The following is a 24037-nucleotide window of genomic DNA, read 5'->3' as shown; positions in this document are numbered from 1 at the left end:
ATGACATTCCGTCGCGCCCCCGTTTAGAATGCGGACGGTTTCAGGCACAAACCGACTGTTTCGTCCAACCCGAACATGAGGTTCATGTTCTGCACGGCTTGCCCGCTAGCGCCTTTGAGCAAATTGTCTATCGTGGCCGTGACCAACAATTTATCGCCGAACTTATCCACGTGCACCAAAGCCTTGTTGGTGTTGACCACTTGCTTCATGTCGATGGCCTTGTCCACATAGTGCGTGAAGGCCGCGTCCTTATAATACTCCTTATAAAGCCCAGCAAAATACCCGGCATCAGCCGACGCGTCCACACGGACCACCTCGGTGGCAAAAATTCCTCGGGCGAAGTCGCCGCGATAGGGAATGAAATCTATCGCTCCGTCGAAGTCCGGCTGCAAGGCACGGAGAGACTGGCAAATTTCCGGCACATGCTGGTGGTTGAAAGCCTTGTATATGCTCATGTTGTTGTTGCGCCAACTGAAGTGCGTGGTCGCGCCGGGCTTCACCCCGGCACCGGTGCTCCCCGTGATGGCATTCACCGACACGTCGCCACTCAACAGGCCGTGGGCAGCCAAAGGCAACAACCCCAACTGGATGCAAGTGGCAAAACAACCGGGATTGGCCACATGCTGCGCCCCGGCAATGGCCGCCTTGTCCAATTCTGGCAGACCGTACACGTAGTCATTGCCCGGAGCCACCAGACGGAAATCCTGCGCCAAGTCGATGATCTTCACCCGGGAAGGCACATCGTGAGCCTGCAAGAACTCCGCGCTCTTGCCATGCCCGAAACAGAAAAAGATCACGTCCACCTCGTCGAAAGGCAACTGGTCCGTAAACACCAAATCGGTCTCCCCATACAGCCCTTCGTGCACGTCGGTGATCTTATTCCCGGCGTTGCTGGAACTATTGACAAACTTTATCTCCGCTTCGGGATGGTTCAACAGGATGCGGCAAAGTTCGCCGGCCGTATATCCTGCCCCTCCTATGATTCCAACTCTTATCATTTGAAATATCTGTTTTTTTTATCTTCCGCCGCCATGGTTTACTTGATTCGTTCCTCGTCCTTATGGTTCGCATAATACAGGCGGAGCGGAGTGGAAGTCACTTTGATAAAGCCCTTGGCGTCCTCTGCCGTCCATCCCTTCTGAGTCTCGCCATACTCGCCGAATTTGTTCTTCACCAAGTCGTCCGGGGAATCCACGCCGACCGTTGTGAAACCGTAAGGACGAAGCTCCAATGTCACCACGCCGTTCACGTTGCGCTGCGAACTGGTCAGCATGGCCTCGATGTCCGGCATGACCGGCTCCAGATACTGGCTTTCGTGCAGGAACATGCCATACCAGTTGGCCACTTGTTCCTTCCAATATTGCTGCCACTTGCTCAGCGTGTATTTTTCCAAGAAACGGTGCGCACCGATAATCAGCATCGGAGCTGCCGCCTCGAAACCTACACGCCCCTTGATACCGATGATGGTGTCGCCCACATGGCAGTCGCGGCCGATGGCATAGGCAGCACCTATCTTTTCTATCTCCTGTATGGCCTTGATCTTGTCGTCATACTCCACACCGTTCACGCTACAAATCTCCCCTTTCTTGAAACCGAGCTTCAACAGCTCCGTCCCCGTCTTCGTGGGATGTTTCAGATAAGCGCTCTCAGGCAATCCCTGATTGCTGTCCAGAATCTCGCCGCCACAAATCGACGTGCCCCAGATACCTACGTTGTAGGAATACTTCAACTTCGTGAAATCGGCATAATAACCGTGCTGGTTCAGATAATCCACTTCCTCCTGGCGGCTCAGGTTGCTGTCACGCGTGAGCGTGATGATTTCCATCCCCGGTGCCATCACCAGGAAAGTCATGTCGAAACGAATCTGGTCGTTGCCTGCCCCGGTCGAGCCATGGGCTATCGCATCGGCCCCCACCTCGTTGGCATAACGTGCGATGGCGATGGCCTGAAAAATACGCTCGGACGACACCGAAATCGGGTAGCAGTTGTTGCGCAACACGTTGCCATATATCATGTAACGCAGGCTCTTTTCATAATACTCCTTCGTCACGTCCAACGTGACGTATTCCTTGGCACCCAACTTATAAGCATTTTCCTCGTTGGCCTTCAGTTGCTCGGCACTGAAACCGCCCGTGTTGGCACAAGCCGCATACACTTCGTACCCCTTTTCCTTGGCCAGATACATCACCGTATAAGAGGTGTCCAAACCTCCGCTGAATGCCACTACTACTTTTTTTGCCATAATATTCCTTTTATTTTGTCTATTCCAATTAACGCAGATTTTTTGCAGCCGCCTCGCGGGCCATCTTCACCACATCCTCCGGCAGTTCCACCGGAAGTTTCTCGTTCGGATGCGCGGCAGGGTCATACAACATGGCCGTACACACGCAATACCGCCGCCCTGTGCGCTGCAGGATGTCATAATTGACGCAACACGGATGCTCCGGCGTGCCGCAACCTTTCCAATACGCCTCGTCGTCCGTCAGCTCGGCAAAAGTGACCGGCACGTAACCCAACGCCGTATTGATCTTCATCACGGCACTCTGGCTCGTCAACCCGAACAATTTGGCATGGGGCCACCGCAGGCGCGAAAGCGTGAAGGCCGTCTGCTTGATACGGGTAGCCAGATGATGACGCCGGAACTTCTCTACGACAATCAGTCCCGAATTGGCCACATACTCCTTATTTCCCCAACTTTCGATATAACAGAACCCGGCAAACTCCTCTTCATCGCCTTCACCGGCCAAAGCTATGACCGCCTTGCGTTCCTTCATCTTCGTGGCCAGATATTCATGCGTACGGGAAGCTATCCCGGAGCCTCTCTTTTTCGCAGAATCCGTTATGGTCGCAAGAATAACATCTACATACTTTTCGTGGCTGGCATCTGCCACAACCACTCTGATTCCATCGTTGTATTCCACTTCTTTCTTAAACTATATACTGTTTACATAAACCGCTCCCGCTCGGCAGACCTGGAGCAAGCTCCGTCTGCGCTCGCTTACTCGCGATTTTCTACGTTCTTTATATTCATTGTATGTCGGGAATCACTTCGGCCAACCGCCGCAGGGCCAGTTCGGAGGAAACTCCTTCTGCTAACACCAGTATGATGGTATCGTCTCCGGCCAATGTCCCCAATATTTCTTCAAACCTTTTGTTGTCTATATCGTATGCGATATGACTTGCATGACCGGGCAAAGTATGAACCACAGCCAGATTACCTGAAAATTTCACGGACAAAGCACCGGCCTGATGTACGGCAGAAGCGGTCAGGTGAGTATCCGAGACCCTTCTGTAAAGAGGCGAAGCCGGCAATACATATACATATTTACCAGAGGCATTCGTCGCCTTGGCCACTTTCAGTTGTTTCAAATCACGGGAAAGCGTAGCCTGAGTCAGTATGAAACCCATCTTTTTCAACTCGTGCAACAATTCCTCTTGGCTTGAAATATCCTGTGCAGACACGACCATCTTAATGGCTTCCAAACGGCTGTCCTTATTCCTCATAAATCCCTATCCTTTATTACTTCGATGCAAAGATATGTATTTTAAGCCTCACCGCATGCATAATATACAGATATTTTCTTATTTTTATTCAAAACAAATCATATTCCGCTTATTACCAAAAGAAAGAAGAGTTGAATGACCCGGATTTTCCTGCATATTTATGCAACACGACCACACCATCACACGCCACCCCCATACCGTATGCCACGACCATACTTCCAATACTTTTATCAAGCATGTCCTACATATTTTCCTGCAAATCGTCATATATTCCAAACTTTTTGCGTAATTCTGGAAAACTTCTGTTAGTACCTTATACAAAGGACTTTGGGATAATTACCCGTTTTTGAGGTAATGACTTGGCAACGGTACAATCTGCTGCGTTCTACCTTGAATTGCTTTCAAGTAACTCGTTTCTGTGTACAAAAATAATAGAATAGTCCGATGTACACAAGGTACATCAAAGAAAAAGTTCGACTATTTTTTTAGTTTGTTTAATCGCATTACAATCGAAGTTTGACTTCTACCCATTTTGTTTGCAATATATTTGACACTCTTACCTTCATTGTGCAGTTTCAATAAAAATTGGTCTGCACTTCTTGTCCATCTTTTATTGGCGTTAGGGTGCTTTACATAGCTTTCTTCTGACACCTTTTCGGGGTGCAAGAATTCATCCACAAATACAGACGGGAAACGCTTATCGTATAATACAAGCGTTTTTATCTTAGCCCTTGTTATTGCAACATAGAATAATCTTCTTTCTTCTCCGTATGGGAATTGGTCGCTCTTAGTGAGCACATAGTTAAGCACAGGGTCGTCACTCACCTGTGATGGGAAACCGTATGTATCTTTATTGCATTGTAAGAGTATTACATAATTCGCTTCAAGACCTTTTGACTTATGTACGGTTAAAAACTCTATTTTTCGTCCTCCTATCACATAGTAGAATCTATTACCCTCTTTAATTGATTGGTACATAAAAGAGAGGTAGTAATCATCAAAAGAGTAACGCCCCAATAGGAATATTGATTTATCCGATGGAATAGAAGCCACAAGTTGCCCTATCGTATTGCAGTAATCTCGTCTATCATAAGCATAGAATTCCAACTCGGTTCTCATTTCTGAGCTGAACGAATGGATATTCTTTTGTATTTGGGCTTTATTGCGTTGTATAAAGTTCGACGATAAAGAAACCAAAGGCTCTCCAAACCTGTATGTAGTTTCAATCTTGTTTATCTCCGTTGCTCCAAAATATTCGGGGAATTGATTGAATAGAGCCATATCACTTCCCGAAAAACGATAAATAGACTGCCAATCATCACCCACACAATACAACTTTGCAGGAGGATTACCCTCTCGCAATACTTTCAAGAAGTTGTAACGGTCAACAGATATATCTTGAAACTCATCCACTATGATATAATCATATTCAACAGGGTGTGAAGTACGACATATCTCAGTGGCTTGAAGAATAGCATCGGTAAAATCAATTTGGTTACTATCGCTTAACGCATTTATGTAGCGTTCATATACAGGTTGAAATATATTCTTGATGATAAACACACTTCGTTCATCATCTGCATTTTTGGCTTGTTTTAAAACCTCTTTAACTGATTTACAACTTGATTTTACCAATGTAACGAAAGTAACAACAAGTCGTATAAACGCCTTTTCCTGCTTGCTGCCTTTGGGTAGTACTAAATCGTATAACTCCTCATCGGTCTTTTCTTGAATTGGTACACCTGCTTCAGCTAATAGTTTACGGAGTTTATCCCTAATATCAGAATAATGGAAATCTGCACTTGATGTTACTAAAAGTTGTGTGCCAAATTTCTCGTGAGCAGTTTTCTTCCAAGTTATACCATCATTGTATTTCTGATTGGCTTCTTCGTAGGTTATACCCTTATCTTTTGCGAACCAAGCAGGAACAAGCCCGTGTTCATCAACTCCGAAATGTTCAAGATAGATGCGTTTGGTTACTCCTCCTTGCTTAAAATATATTGAGAAGTCGGGACGATATTGTGAGTGCATCTCATCTGCTAATTGATGTTCGTATGGTTCTTCATATCTGAATTTCACTCCCAGCGAGGACAAAGCAAAACATATTTTTTGTTCTTGTTCACTTCTCACATATATGGCTCTGCCGTCCATATCGGGGAACATCGCCTTTAGCTGCACATTCTTTAGTCCTGATAATTGCTCCCGTCTTTCATTCTTGCGTTGTTCCCAATCAGCTTCATTCGTTTGGTAATCAATAAAGTATTCCACTATACTTTTCTTGAAAGACGATTTATCTAACAATTTGTGATATATATCTACAAACAATGAATCTGTATTGTCGCAAATAGATGGTTTTGTACCTGTCGTTTTGCCTATAATATCAATGGCTAACTTATGGAATGTGTAACCTTTCAATCCATTGGTCGCCATTCTTTCGGTTAGTTCGGCTGCTGCTTTGTTGGTATAACTGATAAGTAAAATTCTTTCAGGTGCTATACCCTTGATTTCGGTGAGATATTTAACCTTACCGACAATTGAAGAGGTTTTACCACTACCTGCACTGCTGACTACTAAACAATTATCCTCTTCTGAAACAATTGAGCGTCTTTGTTGCTTGTCTAATGGGTATTTTAGGCAATGGTCGAAAAAGTCCCTGTGCGTGTCAAGTAGAAAGGTTATAACACCATCATTATGTTGTTTTACAAGTTTGTTGATTCTTCCAAAGTCGTTAATGAATTTGGATATGGTTTCTGATGGAGTGATGTTAAAGGCTTTAAGTTTCTTCAGAAGTGAATATGCCTCTTGGAAATGTACCTTATAATGATTGATGAAATCTTTTTCTTGCGTTGCGGAGATTACCCTGCCATAAAAGCCATTATTTAAGTCTGAGGGAATATCTATAAACGCCCCCTCCTTAAGAGCCGATAATCTCTCTTTTGCTTGCTCATAATTTGATTTCTCGCTATATGCAGATATATGGTTTAGCTTTTCTGCAAGCTCTTTGGATTTGTTTTTTAGGCGTGTTCGTACCATCGCTATTACAATAACCGAAATAGCAATTATACAAATTACCCAAATGAACAATGGCTGCATATTGGAAGTAATATTTATCTGAATCTTTCAATCCATCTATAATCATCCCCCTTAGTACTCCACTGAAATTTCCACATATCACCTGTATTATCGTTTATAAGATAGTATTGATACATACTTGTCAGTGGCTGAATAGAGAATATACACCTTTCGTTATTTTCTACTAATTCGTATTTATTTATAGGAATACAAAATAGGTTGTCTAAATCTTGTGTACTATATTGAACTTGCCATAGTCGTCCATTATATGAGTCCAACAATATAAATGTCCACATGTTGTCAGTGGCAAACATCTGAAATCTATTAGTCCAATTTGACGACTTCTCAGGATATGCAAGAGAAAATATGTTGATTGGTGCAGCAAACATGTAATCCTCACCCTTGACACTAAACTGGACTTGCCAATTCTTACCTGTATATGTATCAAGCATTATGAATGTCCACATATTCTGTGTTTCATAAAGGCGAAATCGTCCTTCTTTATCTCCTAAAATTTCTCTCGCACTACAAATTTCCCAAGACTGACCATCATCTTGAATTTGTTGTACTTCGCCTGTCATTGTATTTAAGCGAAGTTGATTATGATAGTTCCGAGTCTTATACATTTTATAGACTTGAGCATATGATGTAAAAGCTATAACCATTAAAGCGAATAATACGAAAAGCTTTTTCATAATTCTGTTATGTTATTATTTGACAATTAACGGATTGTATTTCTTATTCATGTACCAGATACATTTTGAATAAGTCGCATACATTGGATACTAAATATCCTCTAAATCTTTTTGAATTTTAGTTTCTACATTTTGAGAATCACGATAACGAATCATTACCATACCCTCATAAATACCAGAAGTTTTTTCTATCGATAATTCAATGTTTCCTCCTGTTACCTCCCAAGCACTACCCCAAACAACAGTTCCTTGATGAACTTCTGCCATTAAAGCTGTATTGGAATCCGAATGGGCAGGGTTCTTCTCTTTTGAAATAGTCGGATTGCCATATTTTCGGGTGTATAAATCTTTATAATAGTTATAAGTATTAACAAGCGTATTCCATTCACCACTTGGGTCAAACAACACAGCTACGGCAAATACACTTTTCCCATCATCTGTAGCTGTTACACCTATAGTTGCATTACGACCTGTAAAGTCTCCCATAAACAATGCAAGATTGTTTTCACTGCCAATAGAAGTGAATCCTTTAGCTTTTAACTTCTGACAAAATTCAGTCATACTTCCCTCAATGGGAATTCCCTTAAAGGTAAGGTGTTCGGAACTACTTTGAGCATACGATGTCAAAGCAATTAAAACAAATGCGAATGATACAATCAACTTCTTCATAATTTGTTGTATTATATTTAATAAACATTTTAGTCCAACCTACGAAAAAGCGTGAACTACAAAGCCACACTCTTACTTGAAGGTCGTAGGAAACCATAGATGCAGATGTAACAATAGTAGCCCACGCTATATGCGTGAGAACCACTATGCTATCCTTGCATCTAATTGAAAATTTCCTACGTTTTCAAGTACAAGATAAGCATAACGCTTCTTCTTAATTCTAATATGTTTTGGAAAGAGTAGCCTCAATCCAATACAAAAGTATGAAAAATCCGTGATATACCATTCTACTATCACGGATTTTTTTGATTTACAGTTTCATACTTCTATTCTGTCTTGGCTTCGGTATTCCGATGGCTTCTCTAAACTCATTCATCTTCTTTCTGAACCAGTTCACGTGAGAAACCCCGTCTATCTTGAAATCGAATTTACCGTTTTCATCCTGTTTGATAGAGCAGACGGAGTGTCGGGTATCAAAACTTCGGTTAAATTCGGAAGAATAGAGTTCGCCTTTTATCCCGACCTCCTTGAACTCGCACAGTCTTCTGATTATTCCGTCATTGAACTTCAATCGGTCACGCAGGAAGTTTATTATAGGCATCAGCTTCTCCACATATGGAAAGTAGCGTCTGACAAAATCCGCAAACTCCGACAGCTTGCGGTGCTGTTGCTCGTAAGCGTTTCTTATCTCCTGTATCTGCTTGGCTTGTTGCCGTTCCCGTTGTCGGGCTTCGTTTTCAAGTTCAAGGATGCGGTCTTGCAAATCCTCGTTCCTGCGCTCCAACGATTTCATCTTTCCACTTCCGAAAAGAGAGCCCACACTGCTTGCAAGGGCGGTTGCCGTATCGGTGGCTGCGTTTTTGAGCTTGTCGGTACGGATTTCCGCTTTCACCTGCTTCAGTTCCTCCTGCGCCTCGGCTTTCTTCTCCTGCAACAGTCTGGTTTCAGTTTCGAGGACTTCATTCTTCTTTTTCAAGTCCCTATAATACTGCATGGTGGTGGTGTGCCGTGCTTCCGAACCCCGTACCCCACGCTGCAATCCGTATTTCGCCATCACCCTTGCGTAATTGTCGTGGTAGGCGACCAAGGTCTGGCGGTTGAACAGGTCATCGGCACACAAGCGGACGGAATTTGTTTTCTTGCGGTACTTGCGCTTACCGTCCGTTTGCTCTTTCTTGGCTTTGCGCCTTTCACCCGTCACGATGGGAACAACGGCTGCGTGGATGTGCGGAGTCTTCTCGTCCATGTGCAGATGTGCGGCAACCACATTGTCTTTGCCGAATGTGGCTTGCAGCCATTGGATGCTGTCGTTGCACCATTCATCGAGTTCTCCTTTTTCCTGTATGTTCATCATGTCCTCGTGCGTACCCGACAAAACCACCCGAACGACACGGACTTGGTCGTGTGTGATTTTCCGTCTGATGCCTGCCGTGTTCAGTCTGTGGGCAATCGCTTCATCCCTGCCGTGAACGCCATCGGGGTATTCGACAAGCACCCTGTTCAGATGTGTCCTTGTCGGGTCTGCGTTTTTAGGTATTATCTTTCTCTCTATATGGTCGGACTGAGTGGTGTCCGATGTACCCTTTGCTTTCTTAATGTCCAATGAAAAATATCCCATTTTATTTCTATTTTGCGGTTATCGTTATGTTTCTTCTCTCTGCCTGTGGCATCGGCTCACAGGGTTTATTATGCAAATGAACCCTTGCTGCACTCGGCATAATCCAAACGAGTTTGGCTTCTGCTCTCGTTTGCACAGGGTTTCCAAAGGGATTTCCCTTTGGCTCGATAGGGTGTTTTTAGCGTTACGGAGTAATGCGTGAAGAAAACGCCCTATTGAGCTATGGTATTTCTGTCTAAATACCTTTCGGAAAGCAGACGAGCACATTACAGATGAAATCCCCCTTTCTTTTTCGGTGGCTGCATCATCCGCCTTGCGGATTGGACTTGCTTCTTCTCCTTTATCGGCTCTGCCGATTGGGACAAGGGCTTACCGCACAGGTAGTCGTTCAAGTCCTTATACTCACGATAGTACATTGACTTGTCAAGCAGCCGTTCCCCAAACTTCTCTTTCAGCTTCTTGCAAGTGTTCCGTCCTGCCGTGTCGTTGTCAAGGAAACAGCCGACTTGGGTGTAGGTCTCCAATATGCTTTCCGCTTTTGCAAGATTGGAAACGGAGTTCAATATGATATAGTCCTGTGTGTCCAATCGCGGGTGTTGCGGATTGTTTTCTACTCGGATGGTAAGGAATGAAAGGTAATCCATGAACCCCTCGAACAGGTAACACATACATCGTTGTCCGCCCTGCTGTCGGATATGGGTGATATCTTTCGGGGCGACACATCCCTTGAAGTATCTGTTGCGCACTTCATATCCTCCTGCCATGTTCGGAAAGCCGATGGCAAAATAGGGTTTGTCGGCATTCATAAACCGAAGCTCCCTGCATTCTCTTTTGGCAAGTCCGATGTTTATTCCCCTTTCTTGCAGATAGGCTATAAGAGCAGGGGAGGACAATTCTCCAACCTTTAATCCCTGATAAGTACGATTGTCGGAATGCTGTCTGCCAAAAGAGAACGATGCAGGGCGGATGTATGCTGTCCGCTCCTCTATGCGTCTCAACAGATAGGCTACATCTTCCGAACGGTAGAGTTCCGCTGCCAATGCGAGGATGTTTCCGCCTTTGCCGATGCCGAAGTCATACCATTTTTCAAGCTCGGTGTTTACCTTGAACGATGCGTCCGTTTCTTCCCGTAACGGTGATTTGTACCACAGATTCCTGCCTTGTTGCTTTACAGGCGTATAGCCCAGACTTTGCAGATAGTCTGCCAGTTTGATTTGCTTTACATCTTGGATTGTCATATTACATACGGTTTTGAAGTTGATGAAAATTTGTTGATTTGATGAATTGTCAATGTAATATGTTTATATACAGCCTCGTAACCTCTCAACATCTTCTCAACAAACCGCTCGCCAAAAGAGAAATCCACAAACGGGTGTCGGTGGTCTCTCAACTTCTCTTTTGGCTTGTTGAGATTTTGTTGAGAATGTATATCGTTTATTGTCAGTGTATTTATACCCATATTCAACAATTCAACAGAAAAATGATAGTATTACAGGGATTCGAGTTGCTTCCTTGTGACGGTGTAGAAGCGTCCCACCCTCTTTATCGGCTCATAGTGACAACTTCTGTTGTAATTGCCCTGATAGGTGGTGTAGGTAAGCCCGTTTGGTGCAGGTGTCAGTTTCCAGCACTCCTGCACCACCTTACGCACTTGGTGCTTTTCCGCCTTTACCTGCGAGTGCACCAGCAGTACGACAAGGTCGTTAAGGCAGAATGAAACGCTATCCACATCCATTGCAACCATAATGTCAAGCAGCAGTTCCGACATCTCTATCTCCAGCCGATTGCGGTTGCTACGGATAATCTTCTGCAAGGCTTCTGTATGCAGCAATGTGGGGTTGAACCACATCCGGCTTTCCTTTTCGGTGGACAGTTTTCTGTGTTGCAGGAAATGGAGAAAGGCGGGTATCTCCGCTTTCAGCTTTTGCAGGAAGTCGGTATCATCGGACTGCAAGCGGTCTATCTTGCGCACCCAATAGCGTGTTTCCCCTGCGTCTATGATTACGGGCAGATGCTCGTTGTTGGAACACAGCACGAATTTGGCGAAGAACGCAATCTCATCACGGTCTTTGCCTTTGGCTTCCACCTTATAGGAAAGTGTGGTGCTGAGGTTCTTCAACCGCTCGCTATCCTCCCTGCGGTTGAGCAGCACCTCATCCACCACGATAAGGAGCTTGCCAGCCCAGTCGGAATTGAACTGGCTGCGGAAATCCTCGTTGGTGTTGAAAGTCACATTGTTCTGAAAAAGGGCTTTCAGAAAGTTCAGGAAGGTGCTTTTGCCCGTGTTGCGTTCTTCCGACACCAACAGCAGGATAGGCAACTTCTGAATTGGTTGCAGGTAGAGCAGTTGCAGATAGTCCATCCCCAACTCGTACTGTTCCCCGAAGATGTGCCGTACCAAAGATTGGATATGCGATAAATCGCCCTCCTGCGGTCGGTGGTCTATCGGTTCGTAGAGGTTAAGGAACTTGCCGACCACGGAACGGTAGCCGATGTGTTCGGGTACTGTGCAGAAGCCGTCATACTTGGGAACTCTGCCGATGTAATCCTTGCCGTAATCCTGTCGCAGGGTCTCGTTGTTCCATGCGATGCGTTTCCTTATATACCCTCCGTTCAGTTTGGGCTGCTCCACAATCTTATAGAGCGTTGTCCCCACTCGGATAAACTCTTCCTTTGCCATGCCGCCATCCGATGGCGGTCTGTGGCTGTCCTGTTGTTCGATAGCTGACATAATCAAATGGTTTTAAGTTTGAAAATTACCAGCTGCAAAAATATAATCAATTATCGGATAGGTTGTTATGCAAAACACGGCAGAATGGTGACAAATAGCCCCCGAAACAAAAACTTTCAATGGTTTGGGACAGGAAACGGGTTGTGCAAACGGAAAACTCCCGAAAAGCGAATGTCGGATTACGCTTTTCGGGAGAAAAAATCAGAGCGTCTGTCGTACTGACTTAATGAATTACTGACTTACCGAGTGAATTATGTCAGGCATTCAGCTACGAGAAGTATTCGGATTTGGATATACCGTTGGTATTCAGCGAGAAGAAGATGCTTGTTTTCTCTTTTCGCAGGTACAGTATTTCAAGAACGGCATTGCGTACCCGTTCCGCTCCGAATGTGCCGATATGGAAAGCGAGGGTAACTATCGCTTCAAGGTTGTAAACCTCCATACAGCAATTATCGGATACCCGTATGCTTCGCCTTATCCCGTATTCCCTTAAAACTCCGCTCTTGCAAAGAGCCTTCAGCCCTGCACGGAATGTCGGGGCGGTTACTCCGAACAGGTCGCAAAGTTCCCATTCGCTCATGGCGGTTGCGCTAATGTCGGTCGGCATGATGATGTTACCGTCTGTTGTTATGATGCTTCGTTTCATGGCTATGCTTGGTTATGGGGTTACACTTCCGAACGATGCGTTCAGCTTGTTGCCGAACATCGTCAGGTCATTGTCAAGTTTCTGCGTGGTTATCTTCGCATAGATTTGAGTCGTGACAATGTTCGTGTGTCCCAGAACACGGCTCACGCTTTCAATGGGCATCCCCTTGCTAAGAGCCAGTGTTCCAAACGTATGACGAGCGCAATGGTAGGAGATTTGCTTCTCTATTCCGCATTCCGCCATTACCTTTTTCAGCTGTTTGCACATCGTCCAATAGTTGATTTTCCCGAAAACCAGCTTGTCTTCCGACAGATACTTGTACCGTTCGATTATCTGCAAGGGAATATCCAGCAGCTTCACTTGGAACGGGACATTTGTCTTGTGCCGTTTCGACAATATCCATTTCTCACCATTCACCTCCACTATTTCATCCGTTGTGAGTTCTTTCATATCCACGAAAGACAAGGCGGTGAAACAGGCGAAAATAAACAGATCCCGCACCAATGCGAGGGTGGGGTTGTCAAACTCGTGCGCCATGATTCTTTTGATTTCGTCCTCTGTCAGATACTCCCGTTCCTTAACATTCGGGCTGATATGGAACTGCGCAAACGGATTTCTCGGTATCAGTCCGTTATAGTGCGCACGCATGACCACCCCTTTCAGCCACATGCAGTTCAGCCAGATGGTGGCGTTTTTCAGTCCCCGTTCAGCCGTAAGATAAGCCGCAAACTCCTTGATGAAGTCGGGTGTAAGTTCCAGCATGGACATGTCCGTCCGTCTGTAGAATGACTTGATAAAGGCTGCGACATAGTTCCTTGCCCTTACCATGACCTTGTACGTGCCGATGCTGCGGTCTTTACCGACACGTTTCAGGAAGTTGGCGCAATCCTTGTCAAAAGCCTTTATCAGTGTCTCATACTCGCTTCCTACCCCTTGGTAGGCATTGCGCACCATTTCAGCCGTTACGTATGCCTCTCGGTCGGATATGCGCTGATAGTGCTTGATGATTTGCGCCTTGATGTTGTCCAATGCCAGATTGACGTTCCGTGCTTCGGCACTCTTGCCTTTGGCTCGGTTGCCTTTCGCATCCCAAAGGGTTTTCGGGATGGTCTGCTTGCAGCTGAACTGCGCCACAGTACCGTTGATTGTCACTCGTCCCATGATGGGGACAATACCGTCTTTCTCCTTGCTGCCGTTCACGTAGAACAGCACTTTGAATGTACTTCTTGCCATACTCGTTTTTTTTGTTTGCAAAGTTAAATATCAACGAGTTAGACCTTGATATGCAAATCGGTGACAAACGGTGCAATAGCATCTCCCATATGTTAAATCTTACTCTTTCACGGGTAATGATTTGCAAACCATTCTTCTTCTTAAATCCGCTTTTCTTTGCGTTTTCCGCTTTTTCGGCTTGTCATCATTTGACACCGTAACAACTCTGATATTAAGTCGTTTAGCGTCATTTCACCCGTTTTTCGAGGTTATTCCAGAGATTTTTAGTAAGTTTGCAACTAAAGAACAAGAAATTCAATAAACACATCGAATACAACAAGCATTATGGAAAAGAAAAAAAGATATTTCCTGGCAGAAGAGGACATCCCTCGCTATTGGTATAACATCCAGGCCGACATGGTGAACAAACCCATGCCGCCACTCAATCCGGCCACCAAGCAGCCGTTGAAACCGGAAGACCTGTATCCGATTTTTGCGGAAGAACTGAGCCGTCAGGAACTGAACCAGACGGACGCGTGGATAGAGATTCCCGAGGAAGTGCGCGAAATGTACAAATACTACCGGAGCACACCGCTCGTAAGAGCCTACGGATTGGAAGAGGCTTTGGGGACACCGGCCCATATATACTTCAAGAACGAAAGCGTCAGCCCCATCGGCTCGCACAAACTGAACTCGGCATTGGCACAAGCTTACTACTGCAAGAAGGAGGGCGTGACGAACGTGACGACAGAAACCGGCGCGGGCCAATGGGGAGCGGCCCTCTCCTACGCCGCCAAGGTGTTCGGGCTGGAAGCGGCTGTCTACCAAGTCAAAATCAGTTACGAGCAGAAGCCCTACCGCCGCAGCATCATGCAGACGTTCGGCGCGCAAGTCACCGCTTCTCCCTCCATGTCCACCCGTGCGGGCAAGGACATCCTGACCAAGAACCCGAACTATCAAGGTTCTTTGGGTACGGCCATCTCGGAAGCCATCGAACTGGCACGCACGACCCCGAATTGCAAATACACGCTCGGGTCAGTATTGAGCCACGTCACCCTGCATCAGACCATCATCGGCCTGGAAGCCGAGAAACAGATGGAAATGGCCGGTGAATATCCGGACATCATCATCGGCTGTTTCGGCGGCGGTTCCAACTTCGGCGGCATCTGTTTCCCGTTCATGCGCCATAGCATCAAGGAAGGGAAAAAGACACGTTACATCGCAGCCGAACCGGCATCGTGCCCGAAACTGACGCGCGGACATTTCCAATACGACTTCGGAGACGAAGCGGGCTACACTCCCCTCCTGCCGATGTTCACCCTGGGACACAACTTCGCTCCGGCCAACATCCATGCGGGTGGACTGCGTTACCACGGCGCGGGCGTCATCGTCTCCCAACTCCTGAAAGACGGACTGATGGAGGCCACCGACATCCAGCAACTGGAATCCTTCGACGCGGGCTGCCTGTTCGCCAAGGCCGAAGGCATCATTCCGGCACCGGAATCCTGTCATGCCATCGCTGCCGCCATCAACGAAGCCAAGGCGTGCAAGGAAAGCGGGGAAGAAAAAGTCATCCTGTTCAACCTGTCCGGACACGGCCTCATAGATATGGCCGCTTACGACCAGTACCTGGCCGGAAACCTGACCAACTACGAACTGAAAGACGAAGACATCCAGCATAATCTGGATGAGATTAAGGATTTGTAAACCAACGAATCCGGCCTATCCGGCAACATATCAAGCGTCCATGCCCTTTCGCCCTTCCGATTACGAAGGCGAAGAGGCATGGACGCTTGTTTACAGGCACGAAGCCAAAGTATTAAAGTCGGACAAAACGGGGTCTCAGGAAGCTGCAAAATCATTTGGCGCAGAACGAGAAATCAATCTCAGCCGAACGAAAAATCGTTCGGCTGAGATTGATTTTCAAATCTACGGAGATTGATTTCGCAGTATCTTTCGCGCAGATTTACAACAAGTTAGGCATCCATACGCGAAAGAATAAAAGATTCGAACAAAATGAGGTTGCTTACCTGTCAGGCCGGAGGTCCCGGACTTCGTCTTCCCCCACATCCAGATTCGTATAACGGCCCGTCACGCTGAAATCCGGAACCGGATATTCAAAAAACGGGAAGCGACGCTCGGTCTCGCCTTCGGTATATGCCCAAAGCGTTTCATACTCACCCATATCTTCTCCCATGTCCTGCAACTGCAACAAGTAACGGTAGACCGGCTTGTTCTCCCGGATATACACTTCGCGGACACGGTCGATTATCGGGCTGTGCCTACGGGTGCGGTCGTGGTCGAACCGCAAGATGCGGCGTCCCTTGGCGTCCACTCCCACCAAAGCGAAAGACATGCTTTTGCCGATGCCGGGCAGATTGAGCACACTACGATCCGTAGCCAGGAAAGGCACGTCGTGCGCGGCACAAAACTGCCGGACGGCCACGGCCTTGTCCGGTGCGCCGCCCAGGCTTTCCAGAAAGTCGTGCTCAGCCTCCGGTGCCAGACGCCCCCATGCTTTCTCCTCGGCACTTTCCTGCAAGGAACGGGCATTCGGGGCGAAGACCTCATAATTCTCCTCAAAGCCTTTCACGGTGAACGTGTAATAACAAATCACACCCAGGCTGTTCAGCACCTTCCGCAGTTTTGCCGTATGCCCCCGGCGCGAAGCCGCCACGTTGTAGACCAACTGGTTCGTGACCGCCCATCCGGTAGACAGTATCCTCCGGATGGCCTCCCGCGACTCGGGCGTGACCTCCAAAGGCGACTGGAAATGCGTCTGCACGAAAAGTTGGGTGATGCCCGCCTCTGCGGCTTTCTGCCTGAAATCGCGCAGGATGTCCAACAGTTCGTCGTCCACACGCATCGGCAAGTACACCGGCAAACGCGTCCCCAGACGGACACGTTGCAATTCCGCATACTTCTCTCCATCGGGACGGGACAGGTTAGCCTGCCGTTTGCGGACGGCCATCTTGCAGACGGCATCCAGGATGTTGCGCAACGTGGCATTGCGGCTCATCAGCGCGTCTCCTCCCGTTATCAGGATGTCGCGTATCTGCGTGTCGTGTTCGAAATAGTCCATCAGCTTCCGCAGGCGGGTGTTCCAATTTTCTTTCGGCTTCAATTTCTCCAGCTCGAAGTTCAGCCTCCGGCTTTGGAAGTCGTACATCCGTTGGCAGGAAGCGCACAAGCCTCCGCAAGCGCGCCCCATCGTGTCGGGGATTAAGATGGCCACTTCGGGATAACGGCGGTGGATGTTATGCCCGCCGGGCAGCAACCAACCGGCCACGTTCGGCTTGCCTTCCTCGACGATGTCCTCACGTTCCCATGCGCGGATGCCACCGAACGTCTCGACCAGGCGGGACGAATAAATGACATAGCTGCGGATGGCCGCGTCGTCGTAGCCTTTCCCGGTAGGATTCAACAAGGAAAGGTAATAAGGCGTAACAAAAACGGGAATCCCTTTTTCCTGCGCCTGTTGGTAAACGCGCATCGTCTCGCCAGAAAGCGTACCGCCCAACATCCGGTTCAGTTCGGCGGCGCTTTTTACGGCCATAGACAAATGGAAACGGGCTTCGCCCCACCACTGGCGCACCCATCCGAGCTTTTCCGCCTCGCCACACCCTTCCGGAAACACATAGCGTCCGGAAGAAGCCGGACGATGTTCTATCTTCCGGACCAACAACGCCATAATCCTCTCTTTGTTCGCCTCACGGATGGCCCTCACCTGTTCATTCAGCCCGTCCGGCCAACGACGCATCCACCGGAGCACATCCTCTTTCTCCGGCACGCCGGAAGGGGCGGCATGCAATCTGGAAAACTGGTGGTACAATTCGAGCGCAAAATCCGGAGAAATCTCCTCTCCCTCCATACGTCCGGACAAGAAACGCCACAACAAGTCAAGGGTCTCCACCTTCACGTCTTCCCCGACCGAAAGTTCATGAACGACCCGGCCGTCATACTCCAACAAACGCCTTACCACCCGCACCCCTTCCGCATTCCACGACGCATCCGACAAATAAGCGTCTATCTTTTGACGGAAAGAGGCCTCGTCCGGGCTGTCTACAGCCCCGGCGAGCAATTCTGGAAATTTATTTTCGAATAACAGCCTGACCTCATGCAGGGTAACCGCTTTATTCTTTTGCTTCATACATATTCTATTTTAGGGTTACACACAAAAAACGAAACAACCGTTTCATTCTTCTAATTTAACGGAAAAAGGGCACATTGGCAAAACGTATGGAATCATTTTCATTCTTTTTAAAAAACAAACCAAGGAAAACACACATTTTTGCTTATCTTTGCCCGAAACAAGCAAACTCACATCGTACTATGAAAGTGAAAATTGAAGAAAGTTGGCGGCTACGCTTGCAGGAAGAGTTCGACAAGCCTTATTTCGAGAGGCTCACCGCTTTCGTGCGGAACGAATACGCCCGTGCCCACGTGCTGCCTCCGGGTTCCCGTATCTTTTACATTTTTAATGCCTGTCCTTTCGAAAAGGTGAAGGTTGTCATACTCGGGCAAGACCCTTACCCCACTCCCGGGCAATATTATGGCGTCTGCTTTTCCGTCCCGGACGGAATCCCCATCCCCGGCTCTTTAGCCAACATCTTCCAGGAAATCCATCAGGATTTAGGAAAACCCGTCCCGGCTTCCGGCAACTTAGACCGTTGGGTCGAACAGGGCGTGTTCTCCTTGAACTCCGTACTGACGGTAAGGGCATACAAAACCGGTTCCCACCGCAACGTAGGATGGGAAACGTTCACCGATGCCGTCATCCGCAAGCTCAGCGAGGAACGGGAACATCTGGTTTTCATGCTATGGGGAAACTATGCAAAAGCCAAAAAGAACCTGATTGACGGGAAAAAACATCTGATATTGGAAGCCGCACATCCCTCACCGCGTTCTGCCGAACATGGCTTTTTAGGCTGCAAGCACTTCAGCAAAGCCAATGCCTATTTAAAAAGCAACGGGATTCAAGAAATAGACTGGTAAGAGCGTATATGCGTCCACGACCATCCGCTCCGCATATATACGCTCCTCAGCAAAACGACAAAACCATATCCCACAAGGTAAAAATGGTTGTTCTATCCGTGGCTGAGGTAATACATTATCCAATAGTTCCGGTTAACTTTGCTTCATCTAAAAATCAAAAAGTTATGAAAAGGCCATTCGCCATATCCCTGCTAGCCGGAGGAATGTTATATTCCCCATTCGCAGCAGCACAAATAGAAACGGGCAACGCCCCAAAGGACCGTTCCTTGGACGAAGTCGTAGTGACAGGCACGCGAAATGAGACCGATGCCGCACAACTCCCTGCTACGGTTTCCGTCATAGACCGTAAACAAATAGAACAGGCCAACACGCCCTCGCTGCTTCCGATACTGACGGAGCAAGTTCCGGGGCTTTTCGTCTCCTCGCGCGGAATCATGGGATACGGCGTATCGGGCGGAGCTGCCGGAGAAATAAATTTGAGAGGCATCAGCGGAAGCTCCGGCAGGCTGATGGTCTTGATAGACGGACATCCTCAGTACATGGGTTTAATGGGGCATCCCATAGCTGATGCCTACCAGTCCTTAATGGCCGAGAAGGTGGAAATACTGCGTGGCCCGGCTTCTGTTTTATACGGTTCGAATGCGATGGGAGGAGTCATTAATATCATCACCAGGAAAATGCAGACAGAAGGCATAAGCACCCATGCCCACGTCGGTTACGGTTCCTACAACACGCTCCAAACGGAAGCCACCAACCGTATCCGTAAAGGACGATTCACCAACATCGTCAGCGGATCGTACAATCGTACCGACGGACACCGTGCAGACATGGGTTTCGAGCAATATGGCGGGTATGCCAAACTCGGATATGAGCTGTCCTCAAAGTGGAAAGCCGAAGCGGACGTGAACATCACCCACTTTAATGCTTCACAACCGGGTGAAGTCAGCCAACCGTTACTGGACGCCGACCAAAACATCACGCGGGGAATGACGTCTTTCGCTTTGGAGAACCATTATGAAAAGACTTCCGGGAGATTGAGTTTTTTCTACAACTGGGGACGTCATAAAATCAATGACGGCTATGCCCCGAGCGAAGGAGAAAGCCCATTGCCTTACCGTTTCCACTCCCGTGACAATATGATGGGGGTATCGTGGTATCAAAATTCACAGCTTTTCCGAGGCAACCTGCTGACCGCCGGAATAGACTGGTACCACTTTGGCGGAGAAGCATGGAACAAGTTCGTAGAAGGTCCGCAAAAAGGAGAACGTAAGGACATCGTAGACAAGCAACATAATGAAATCGCCGGTTATATAGACTTTCGCCAGAGAATCGGCTCGTGGATGACGTGGAATGCCGGCCTCCGCATAGACCACCATGGTCAGGCGGGAACCGAATGGATTCCGCAAACTGGCCTGGCCTTTCAAGTTCCGAAAAACGCTGAAATCAAACTTACAGCCAGCAAAGGTTTCCGTTATCCGCTCATCCGCGAAATGTTCATGTGGGGAACAGCCAACCCGGATTTGAAAGCAGAAAGCATGTGGAACTATGAACTTGCATTCAACCAACGGTTGCTTGACAATCGCCTGTCCTATGGCTTCAACCTTTTCTACATCAACGGTAAAAACATGATTACCACGGCTTCCATTGACCATCGCATGATGAACGTAAATACGGGAAAAATCAAGAATGCCGGATTTGAAATACAAATGGCATACCGTATATCCAAAACATGGTCGGCCGACGCCAACTACAGTTACCTGCACATGGAACATCCTGTCGTAACGGCACCGGAAAACAAGTTATATGTCGGCATTTCCTTTTCAAAAAAGAAATGGCTGTTGTCCTCCGGCGTACAATATATACAAGGTCTTTATACGAACGTGAAGGTAAACGGGAAAGGCGATGAGACCTCAGAAAATTTTGTTTTGTGGAATATTCGCGGAATGTTCCAGGCCACTCGCAACCTTGCCCTTTGGCTTCGTGGAGAAAACTTACTAGCGCAACGTTACGAAATCATATCCGGCTACCCGATGCCCAAAGCCACTTTTATGGGAGGTGTCAATTTCAGCTTTTAGGAAATCAACAAAAAAGGCTTAATCCTATACGAATTAAGCCTTCATGTCGGAAAGAGGCGATTCGAACGCCCGACCCCTACGTCCCGAACGTAGTGCGCTACCAACTGCGCTACTTTCCGTTTTGCGAGTGCAAAGATAGAGTTTTTTTCTGAAACAAAAAAAATATTCGTAGTTTTTTCTTGGAATATTTTGTTTGAACCTCTTTTTGCCTTACCTTTGCACTCGCAAAACCGAAGTAAGTCGGTGCCATAGCTCAGTTGGTAGAGCAAAGGACTGAAAATCCTTGTGTCCCCGGTTCGATTCCTGGTGGCACCACTTCAAAGAAAAGCAAAATACAGTAAAGAGGTTGTGTCAAAACTCTGACACAGCCTTTTTTTATGCGCAAAGCCCAGACTTTCTCAAGCCCGGGCTTTGTTATTACCCAAAGTATTCGTATCTTTAGGCATAAAGTTTTTCGTTATGGCAAAGTTACATTTTCGTCCTTACATTCCCAACCAAACCGTTCTTTTTCCACAAAGAATTGATGAAAACATAGCTGCGAACGACCCAGTCCGCATCGTGAATGCAGTTATTGACAATCTCAATCTTGAGAGTTTCAAGAAGCTTTATAAGGAAACGGGCCGTTGTCCTTATCATCCTAAAATGATGCTTAAGGTGATAATCTACGCCTATATGAATAATATCCACTCTTGCCGTAAAATAGAGAAGCACCTCCTTCGTGACATTCATTATATTTGGCTTGCCGGTAATGAGCATCCGGATTTTATCACGATCAACCGTTTTCGTAACCGTGTAAAGGAGGAAATAAATAATGTATTTACCCAGTTGGTTCTTGTCCTTTCCGATAAAGGTTTCATCAGCCTTGATGTGGAGTATATCGACGGGACAAAGATTGAATCCAAAGCCAACAAATATACTTTTGTCTGGCGCAAGAGAGTCGAACGGAACCGTACGAGACTAATGGATAAAATCCGTATTCTCTTGGAGCAGGTGGATGAAGCCATTGCACAGGAGAACTCTATAAAAGACACATCCCTGGAGTTTACTCCCTGCAGGCTCTCTGACATAGTGGATGAACTTAAAGAAGCCCTGGAACGCCAACCTGCAACAAAGGATAAGGAAGAAAAGGAAGCCCTGCGCGAAAAGAAGAAGCAGGCCAGGGAACTTGAAGGGTATCGTGACAAGCTGATAGAATACGACAATCACCTTGATACCCTTGGAGAACGTAACTCCTATTCCAAGACCGATCCTGGTGCCACATTCATGCGCATGAAAGAAGATGCCATGAAGAACGGGCAGACCAAACCCGGATATAATCTGCAAATAGGTACTGAAAACCAATTCATCACGGACTTCCGTCTGTTTCCCAACCCTACCGATACACTGACCCTCATACCTTTTTTCCACTCTTTCCAGTACCGCTATAACCGTTTACCGAATATCTGTGTGGCAGACTCCGGTTACGGTTCGGAAGAAAATTACCGGTTCATGCAGGAGAATGGGATAGAAGCCTTCATCAAGTACAATTACTTCCATAAAGAACAGCGTCCCCGTTATACTCCCAACCCGTTCCATGCCGAAAGTCTCCATTACAATGAGGGGGAGGATTATTACGTTTGTCCTATGGGACAGCACATGAACCGTATAGGAACCAAACGTGACAAGACAGCGAGCGGATACATCACCGAAAGTGCCCGGTATAAAGCAAAAAGATGCGAAGGTTGCCCTTTGCGTGGCAGTTGTTTTAAAGCCCGGGGGAACCGTATTATAGAAGTCAACCACCGATTAAATCAATACAAACGGCAGGCACGGGAAAGGTTGCTCTCAGAAGAAGGTATCAAGCGTAGAGGCAGGAGGTGTATAGAACCGGCGGCTGTGTTTGGACAAATGAAATACAACATGGCATACAGAAGATTCCGGCATGTGGGAAAAGACAAGGTTACAATGGACTTTGCTTTCTTTGCCATAGCCTTTAATATCAAAAAAATGTGTGCTAAACTGATAAAAGAAGGAAAGGGGATCATTACAGTTGCCAAATATATGTTTATGGGACTATTTATAACACGAGATAATTGGAATATAGCAACTTGTTGCCAAATGCATGAGGAAAAAGCAGCATAGCCAAAAGAAAATATAGCAGAACTTAAAATATAAAAGAGGTCGTGCCAACGTTTTGACACAACTTCTTTTTCTTATTTTAGACAAAAGGGTCAATGATTAAATCGCCGCGAGGGTCAACGACGTTTGGCGTACGGGGGCAACACGCTGTGGTTTTTCCAGTACACTTGAAACGGAACTCAAGAAGATTGAACGCTGCCAGTTACTCATCCTTGACGACCTGTTCATTGTACCGCTTGACGCCAAGGAGCGTCCCATACTGCTTGAAATCATCGAGGACAGGCATGAACGGAAATCCGTCATCATCACATCGCAGTACCCGTCCTCCAACTGGTATGACATGGTAGGTGAACCGACAATAGCCGATGCAATCCTTGACCGCATCATACATACAGCCCATACCATAAAGTTATATGGTGAAAGTATGAGAAAGTTAAGGTCTAAGAAAAACGAGAAATTTTAAAAGGGTAAAATAATATTGCCCCAATACCAGGACTTTAAAGGGTCAATCATATTGTAGCCAAAGGTGGGCAAATCCTGATTGCCCAAAAGGGTCAAAGTTGCGTGGCTTTTCCACTCGGTATCTAACTGGTATTATACCAACGTGACAAACCAGGGCACAATTCGGAGACGTAAAAGATAAAGCTTTCCCTTCAGAAGCCCCCGGGGAATAAAACCCGTTCCCCCGCCCGGCATGGGCCG

General features: G+C 46.9%; 18 protein-coding genes, 2 tRNA genes and 1 pseudogene. 6 read left to right on the top strand and 15 right to left on the bottom strand.

All coding sequences use genetic code 11. The features are described 5' to 3' along the window. Positions 1-23: 23 nt before the first annotated feature. The 13 genes from argC to HMPREF9442_RS03550 form a co-directional block, all read right to left on the bottom strand. Complete coding sequence (gene argC, locus HMPREF9442_RS03605) at positions 24-998, bottom strand: N-acetyl-gamma-glutamyl-phosphate reductase (protein ID WP_008625492.1); 975 nt, start codon at positions 996-998, stop codon at positions 24-26. A gap of 38 nt (positions 999-1036) precedes the next feature. Next, entirely contained in the window at positions 1037-2242 is a 1206-nt protein-coding gene (locus tag HMPREF9442_RS03600) for an argininosuccinate synthase (RefSeq protein WP_008616600.1), read from the bottom strand. A 28-nt stretch (positions 2243-2270) separates the two neighbouring features. Then, a complete protein-coding gene (locus tag HMPREF9442_RS03595) occupies positions 2271-2921 on the bottom strand; it encodes a hypothetical protein (RefSeq protein ID WP_008625491.1) in 651 nt (216 codons plus the stop codon). Between the two features lie 106 nt (positions 2922-3027). Next, the gene (locus HMPREF9442_RS03590; protein WP_008625490.1) at positions 3028-3504 is read right to left on the bottom strand and encodes an arginine repressor; all 477 of its coding nucleotides are present in this window, start codon (positions 3502-3504) and stop codon (positions 3028-3030) included. Between the two features lie 112 nt (positions 3505-3616). Beyond that, positions 3617-3742 (bottom strand): hypothetical protein, encoded by a 126-nt coding sequence (locus HMPREF9442_RS16855; protein WP_008625489.1) that lies wholly within the window; start codon positions 3740-3742, stop codon positions 3617-3619. A gap of 239 nt (positions 3743-3981) precedes the next feature. Then, positions 3982-6597: a UvrD-helicase domain-containing protein gene (locus HMPREF9442_RS03585; RefSeq protein ID WP_007855998.1), complete on the bottom strand. Its 2616-nt coding sequence runs from the start codon at positions 6595-6597 to the stop codon at positions 3982-3984. Between the two features lie 14 nt (positions 6598-6611). Continuing rightward, a complete protein-coding gene (locus tag HMPREF9442_RS03580; RefSeq protein ID WP_007855991.1) occupies positions 6612-7271 on the bottom strand; it encodes a hypothetical protein in 660 nt (219 codons plus the stop codon). 90 nt (positions 7272-7361) lie between these two features. Next, positions 7362-7940: a hypothetical protein gene (locus HMPREF9442_RS03575; RefSeq protein WP_007855990.1), complete on the bottom strand. Its 579-nt coding sequence runs from the start codon at positions 7938-7940 to the stop codon at positions 7362-7364. A 310-nt stretch (positions 7941-8250) separates the two neighbouring features. After that, entirely contained in the window at positions 8251-9558 is a 1308-nt protein-coding gene (gene mobV / locus HMPREF9442_RS03570; protein WP_007855989.1) for a MobV family relaxase, read from the bottom strand. 266 nt (positions 9559-9824) lie between these two features. After that, entirely contained in the window at positions 9825-10796 is a 972-nt protein-coding gene (locus HMPREF9442_RS03565) for a DUF8464 domain-containing protein (RefSeq protein WP_007855988.1), read from the bottom strand. A gap of 251 nt (positions 10797-11047) precedes the next feature. Further along, the gene (locus HMPREF9442_RS03560; protein WP_007855986.1) at positions 11048-12289 is read right to left on the bottom strand and encodes a primase-helicase family protein; all 1242 of its coding nucleotides are present in this window, start codon (positions 12287-12289) and stop codon (positions 11048-11050) included. 268 nt (positions 12290-12557) lie between these two features. Beyond that, a complete protein-coding gene (locus tag HMPREF9442_RS03555; protein WP_007855985.1) occupies positions 12558-12935 on the bottom strand; it encodes a hypothetical protein in 378 nt (125 codons plus the stop codon). A 12-nt stretch (positions 12936-12947) separates the two neighbouring features. Next, positions 12948-14168: a site-specific integrase gene (locus tag HMPREF9442_RS03550; protein WP_007855984.1), complete on the bottom strand. Its 1221-nt coding sequence runs from the start codon at positions 14166-14168 to the stop codon at positions 12948-12950. Positions 14169-14489: 321 nt separating this feature from the next. On the opposite strand from HMPREF9442_RS03550, the gene HMPREF9442_RS03545 reads away from it, so the two are divergent. Continuing rightward, entirely contained in the window at positions 14490-15854 is a 1365-nt protein-coding gene (locus HMPREF9442_RS03545; protein WP_087944066.1) for a TrpB-like pyridoxal phosphate-dependent enzyme, read from the top strand. Between the two features lie 319 nt (positions 15855-16173). On the opposite strand, the gene HMPREF9442_RS03535 is transcribed toward HMPREF9442_RS03545, so the two are convergent. Further along, complete coding sequence (locus HMPREF9442_RS03535) at positions 16174-18297, bottom strand: KamA family radical SAM protein (RefSeq protein WP_008625467.1); 2124 nt, start codon at positions 18295-18297, stop codon at positions 16174-16176. Between the two features lie 182 nt (positions 18298-18479). Between HMPREF9442_RS03535 and ung the strand changes: the two genes are divergently transcribed. Both ung and HMPREF9442_RS03525 read left to right on the top strand, forming a co-directional pair. After that, complete coding sequence (gene ung / locus HMPREF9442_RS03530; protein ID WP_008625463.1) at positions 18480-19142, top strand: uracil-DNA glycosylase; 663 nt, start codon at positions 18480-18482, stop codon at positions 19140-19142. A 164-nt stretch (positions 19143-19306) separates the two neighbouring features. Continuing rightward, positions 19307-21217: a TonB-dependent receptor gene (locus HMPREF9442_RS03525; RefSeq protein WP_040602576.1), complete on the top strand. Its 1911-nt coding sequence runs from the start codon at positions 19307-19309 to the stop codon at positions 21215-21217. Positions 21218-21263: 46 nt separating this feature from the next. On the opposite strand, the gene HMPREF9442_RS03520 is transcribed toward HMPREF9442_RS03525, so the two are convergent. Then, positions 21264-21336 (bottom strand) — tRNA-Pro (locus tag HMPREF9442_RS03520). Positions 21337-21459: 123 nt separating this feature from the next. Here HMPREF9442_RS03520 and HMPREF9442_RS03515 point away from each other — a divergent pair. The 3 genes and pseudogenes from HMPREF9442_RS03515 to HMPREF9442_RS15600 all read left to right on the top strand — a co-directional run. Next, positions 21460-21532, top strand: a tRNA-Phe gene (locus tag HMPREF9442_RS03515). 144 nt (positions 21533-21676) lie between these two features. Beyond that, positions 21677-23338 (top strand): IS1182 family transposase, encoded by a 1662-nt coding sequence (locus HMPREF9442_RS03510; protein WP_008625461.1) that lies wholly within the window; start codon positions 21677-21679, stop codon positions 23336-23338. A 160-nt stretch (positions 23339-23498) separates the two neighbouring features. Next, positions 23499-23798, top strand: a pseudogene (locus HMPREF9442_RS15600) (ATP-binding protein); the annotation flags it as partial. Positions 23799-24037 lie beyond the last annotated feature (239 nt).

The sequence above is a fragment of the Paraprevotella xylaniphila YIT 11841 genome (assembly GCF_000205165.1).
Classification (GTDB): Bacteria; Bacteroidota; Bacteroidia; order Bacteroidales; family Bacteroidaceae; genus Paraprevotella; species Paraprevotella xylaniphila.
The sequence above is the reverse complement of the archived record's forward strand: the minus strand, read 5'-3'. Positions and strand labels throughout refer to the sequence as shown.

Bases quoted from the DNA above. Each gene is read 5' to 3' on its own strand.
- mobV (WP_007855989.1), bottom strand. From the start codon at position 9,558: ATGGGATATTTTTCATTGGACATTAAGAAAGCAAAGGGTACATCGGAC.
- HMPREF9442_RS03510 (WP_008625461.1), top strand. From the start codon at position 21,677: ATGGCAAAGTTACATTTTCGTCCTTACATTCCCAACCAAACCGTTCTT.
- HMPREF9442_RS03585 (WP_007855998.1), bottom strand. From the start codon at position 6,597: ATGCAGCCATTGTTCATTTGGGTAATTTGTATAATTGCTATTTCGGTT.
- HMPREF9442_RS03525 (WP_040602576.1), top strand. From the start codon at position 19,307: ATGAAAAGGCCATTCGCCATATCCCTGCTAGCCGGAGGAATGTTATAT.
- argC (WP_008625492.1), bottom strand. From the start codon at position 998: ATGATAAGAGTTGGAATCATAGGAGGGGCAGGATATACGGCCGGCGAA.
- HMPREF9442_RS03560 (WP_007855986.1), bottom strand. From the start codon at position 12,289: ATGTCAGCTATCGAACAACAGGACAGCCACAGACCGCCATCGGATGGC.
- HMPREF9442_RS03535 (WP_008625467.1), bottom strand. From the start codon at position 18,297: ATGAAGCAAAAGAATAAAGCGGTTACCCTGCATGAGGTCAGGCTGTTA.
- HMPREF9442_RS03555 (WP_007855985.1), bottom strand. From the start codon at position 12,935: ATGAAACGAAGCATCATAACAACAGACGGTAACATCATCATGCCGACC.
- HMPREF9442_RS03550 (WP_007855984.1), bottom strand. From the start codon at position 14,168: ATGGCAAGAAGTACATTCAAAGTGCTGTTCTACGTGAACGGCAGCAAG.
- ung (WP_008625463.1), top strand. From the start codon at position 18,480: ATGAAAGTGAAAATTGAAGAAAGTTGGCGGCTACGCTTGCAGGAAGAG.
- HMPREF9442_RS16855 (WP_008625489.1), bottom strand. From the start codon at position 3,742: ATGCTTGATAAAAGTATTGGAAGTATGGTCGTGGCATACGGTATGGGG.
- HMPREF9442_RS03600 (WP_008616600.1), bottom strand. From the start codon at position 2,242: ATGGCAAAAAAAGTAGTAGTGGCATTCAGCGGAGGTTTGGACACCTCT.
- HMPREF9442_RS03580 (WP_007855991.1), bottom strand. From the start codon at position 7,271: ATGAAAAAGCTTTTCGTATTATTCGCTTTAATGGTTATAGCTTTTACA.
- HMPREF9442_RS03590 (WP_008625490.1), bottom strand. From the start codon at position 3,504: ATGAGGAATAAGGACAGCCGTTTGGAAGCCATTAAGATGGTCGTGTCT.
- HMPREF9442_RS03565 (WP_007855988.1), bottom strand. From the start codon at position 10,796: ATGACAATCCAAGATGTAAAGCAAATCAAACTGGCAGACTATCTGCAA.
- HMPREF9442_RS03575 (WP_007855990.1), bottom strand. From the start codon at position 7,940: ATGAAGAAGTTGATTGTATCATTCGCATTTGTTTTAATTGCTTTGACA.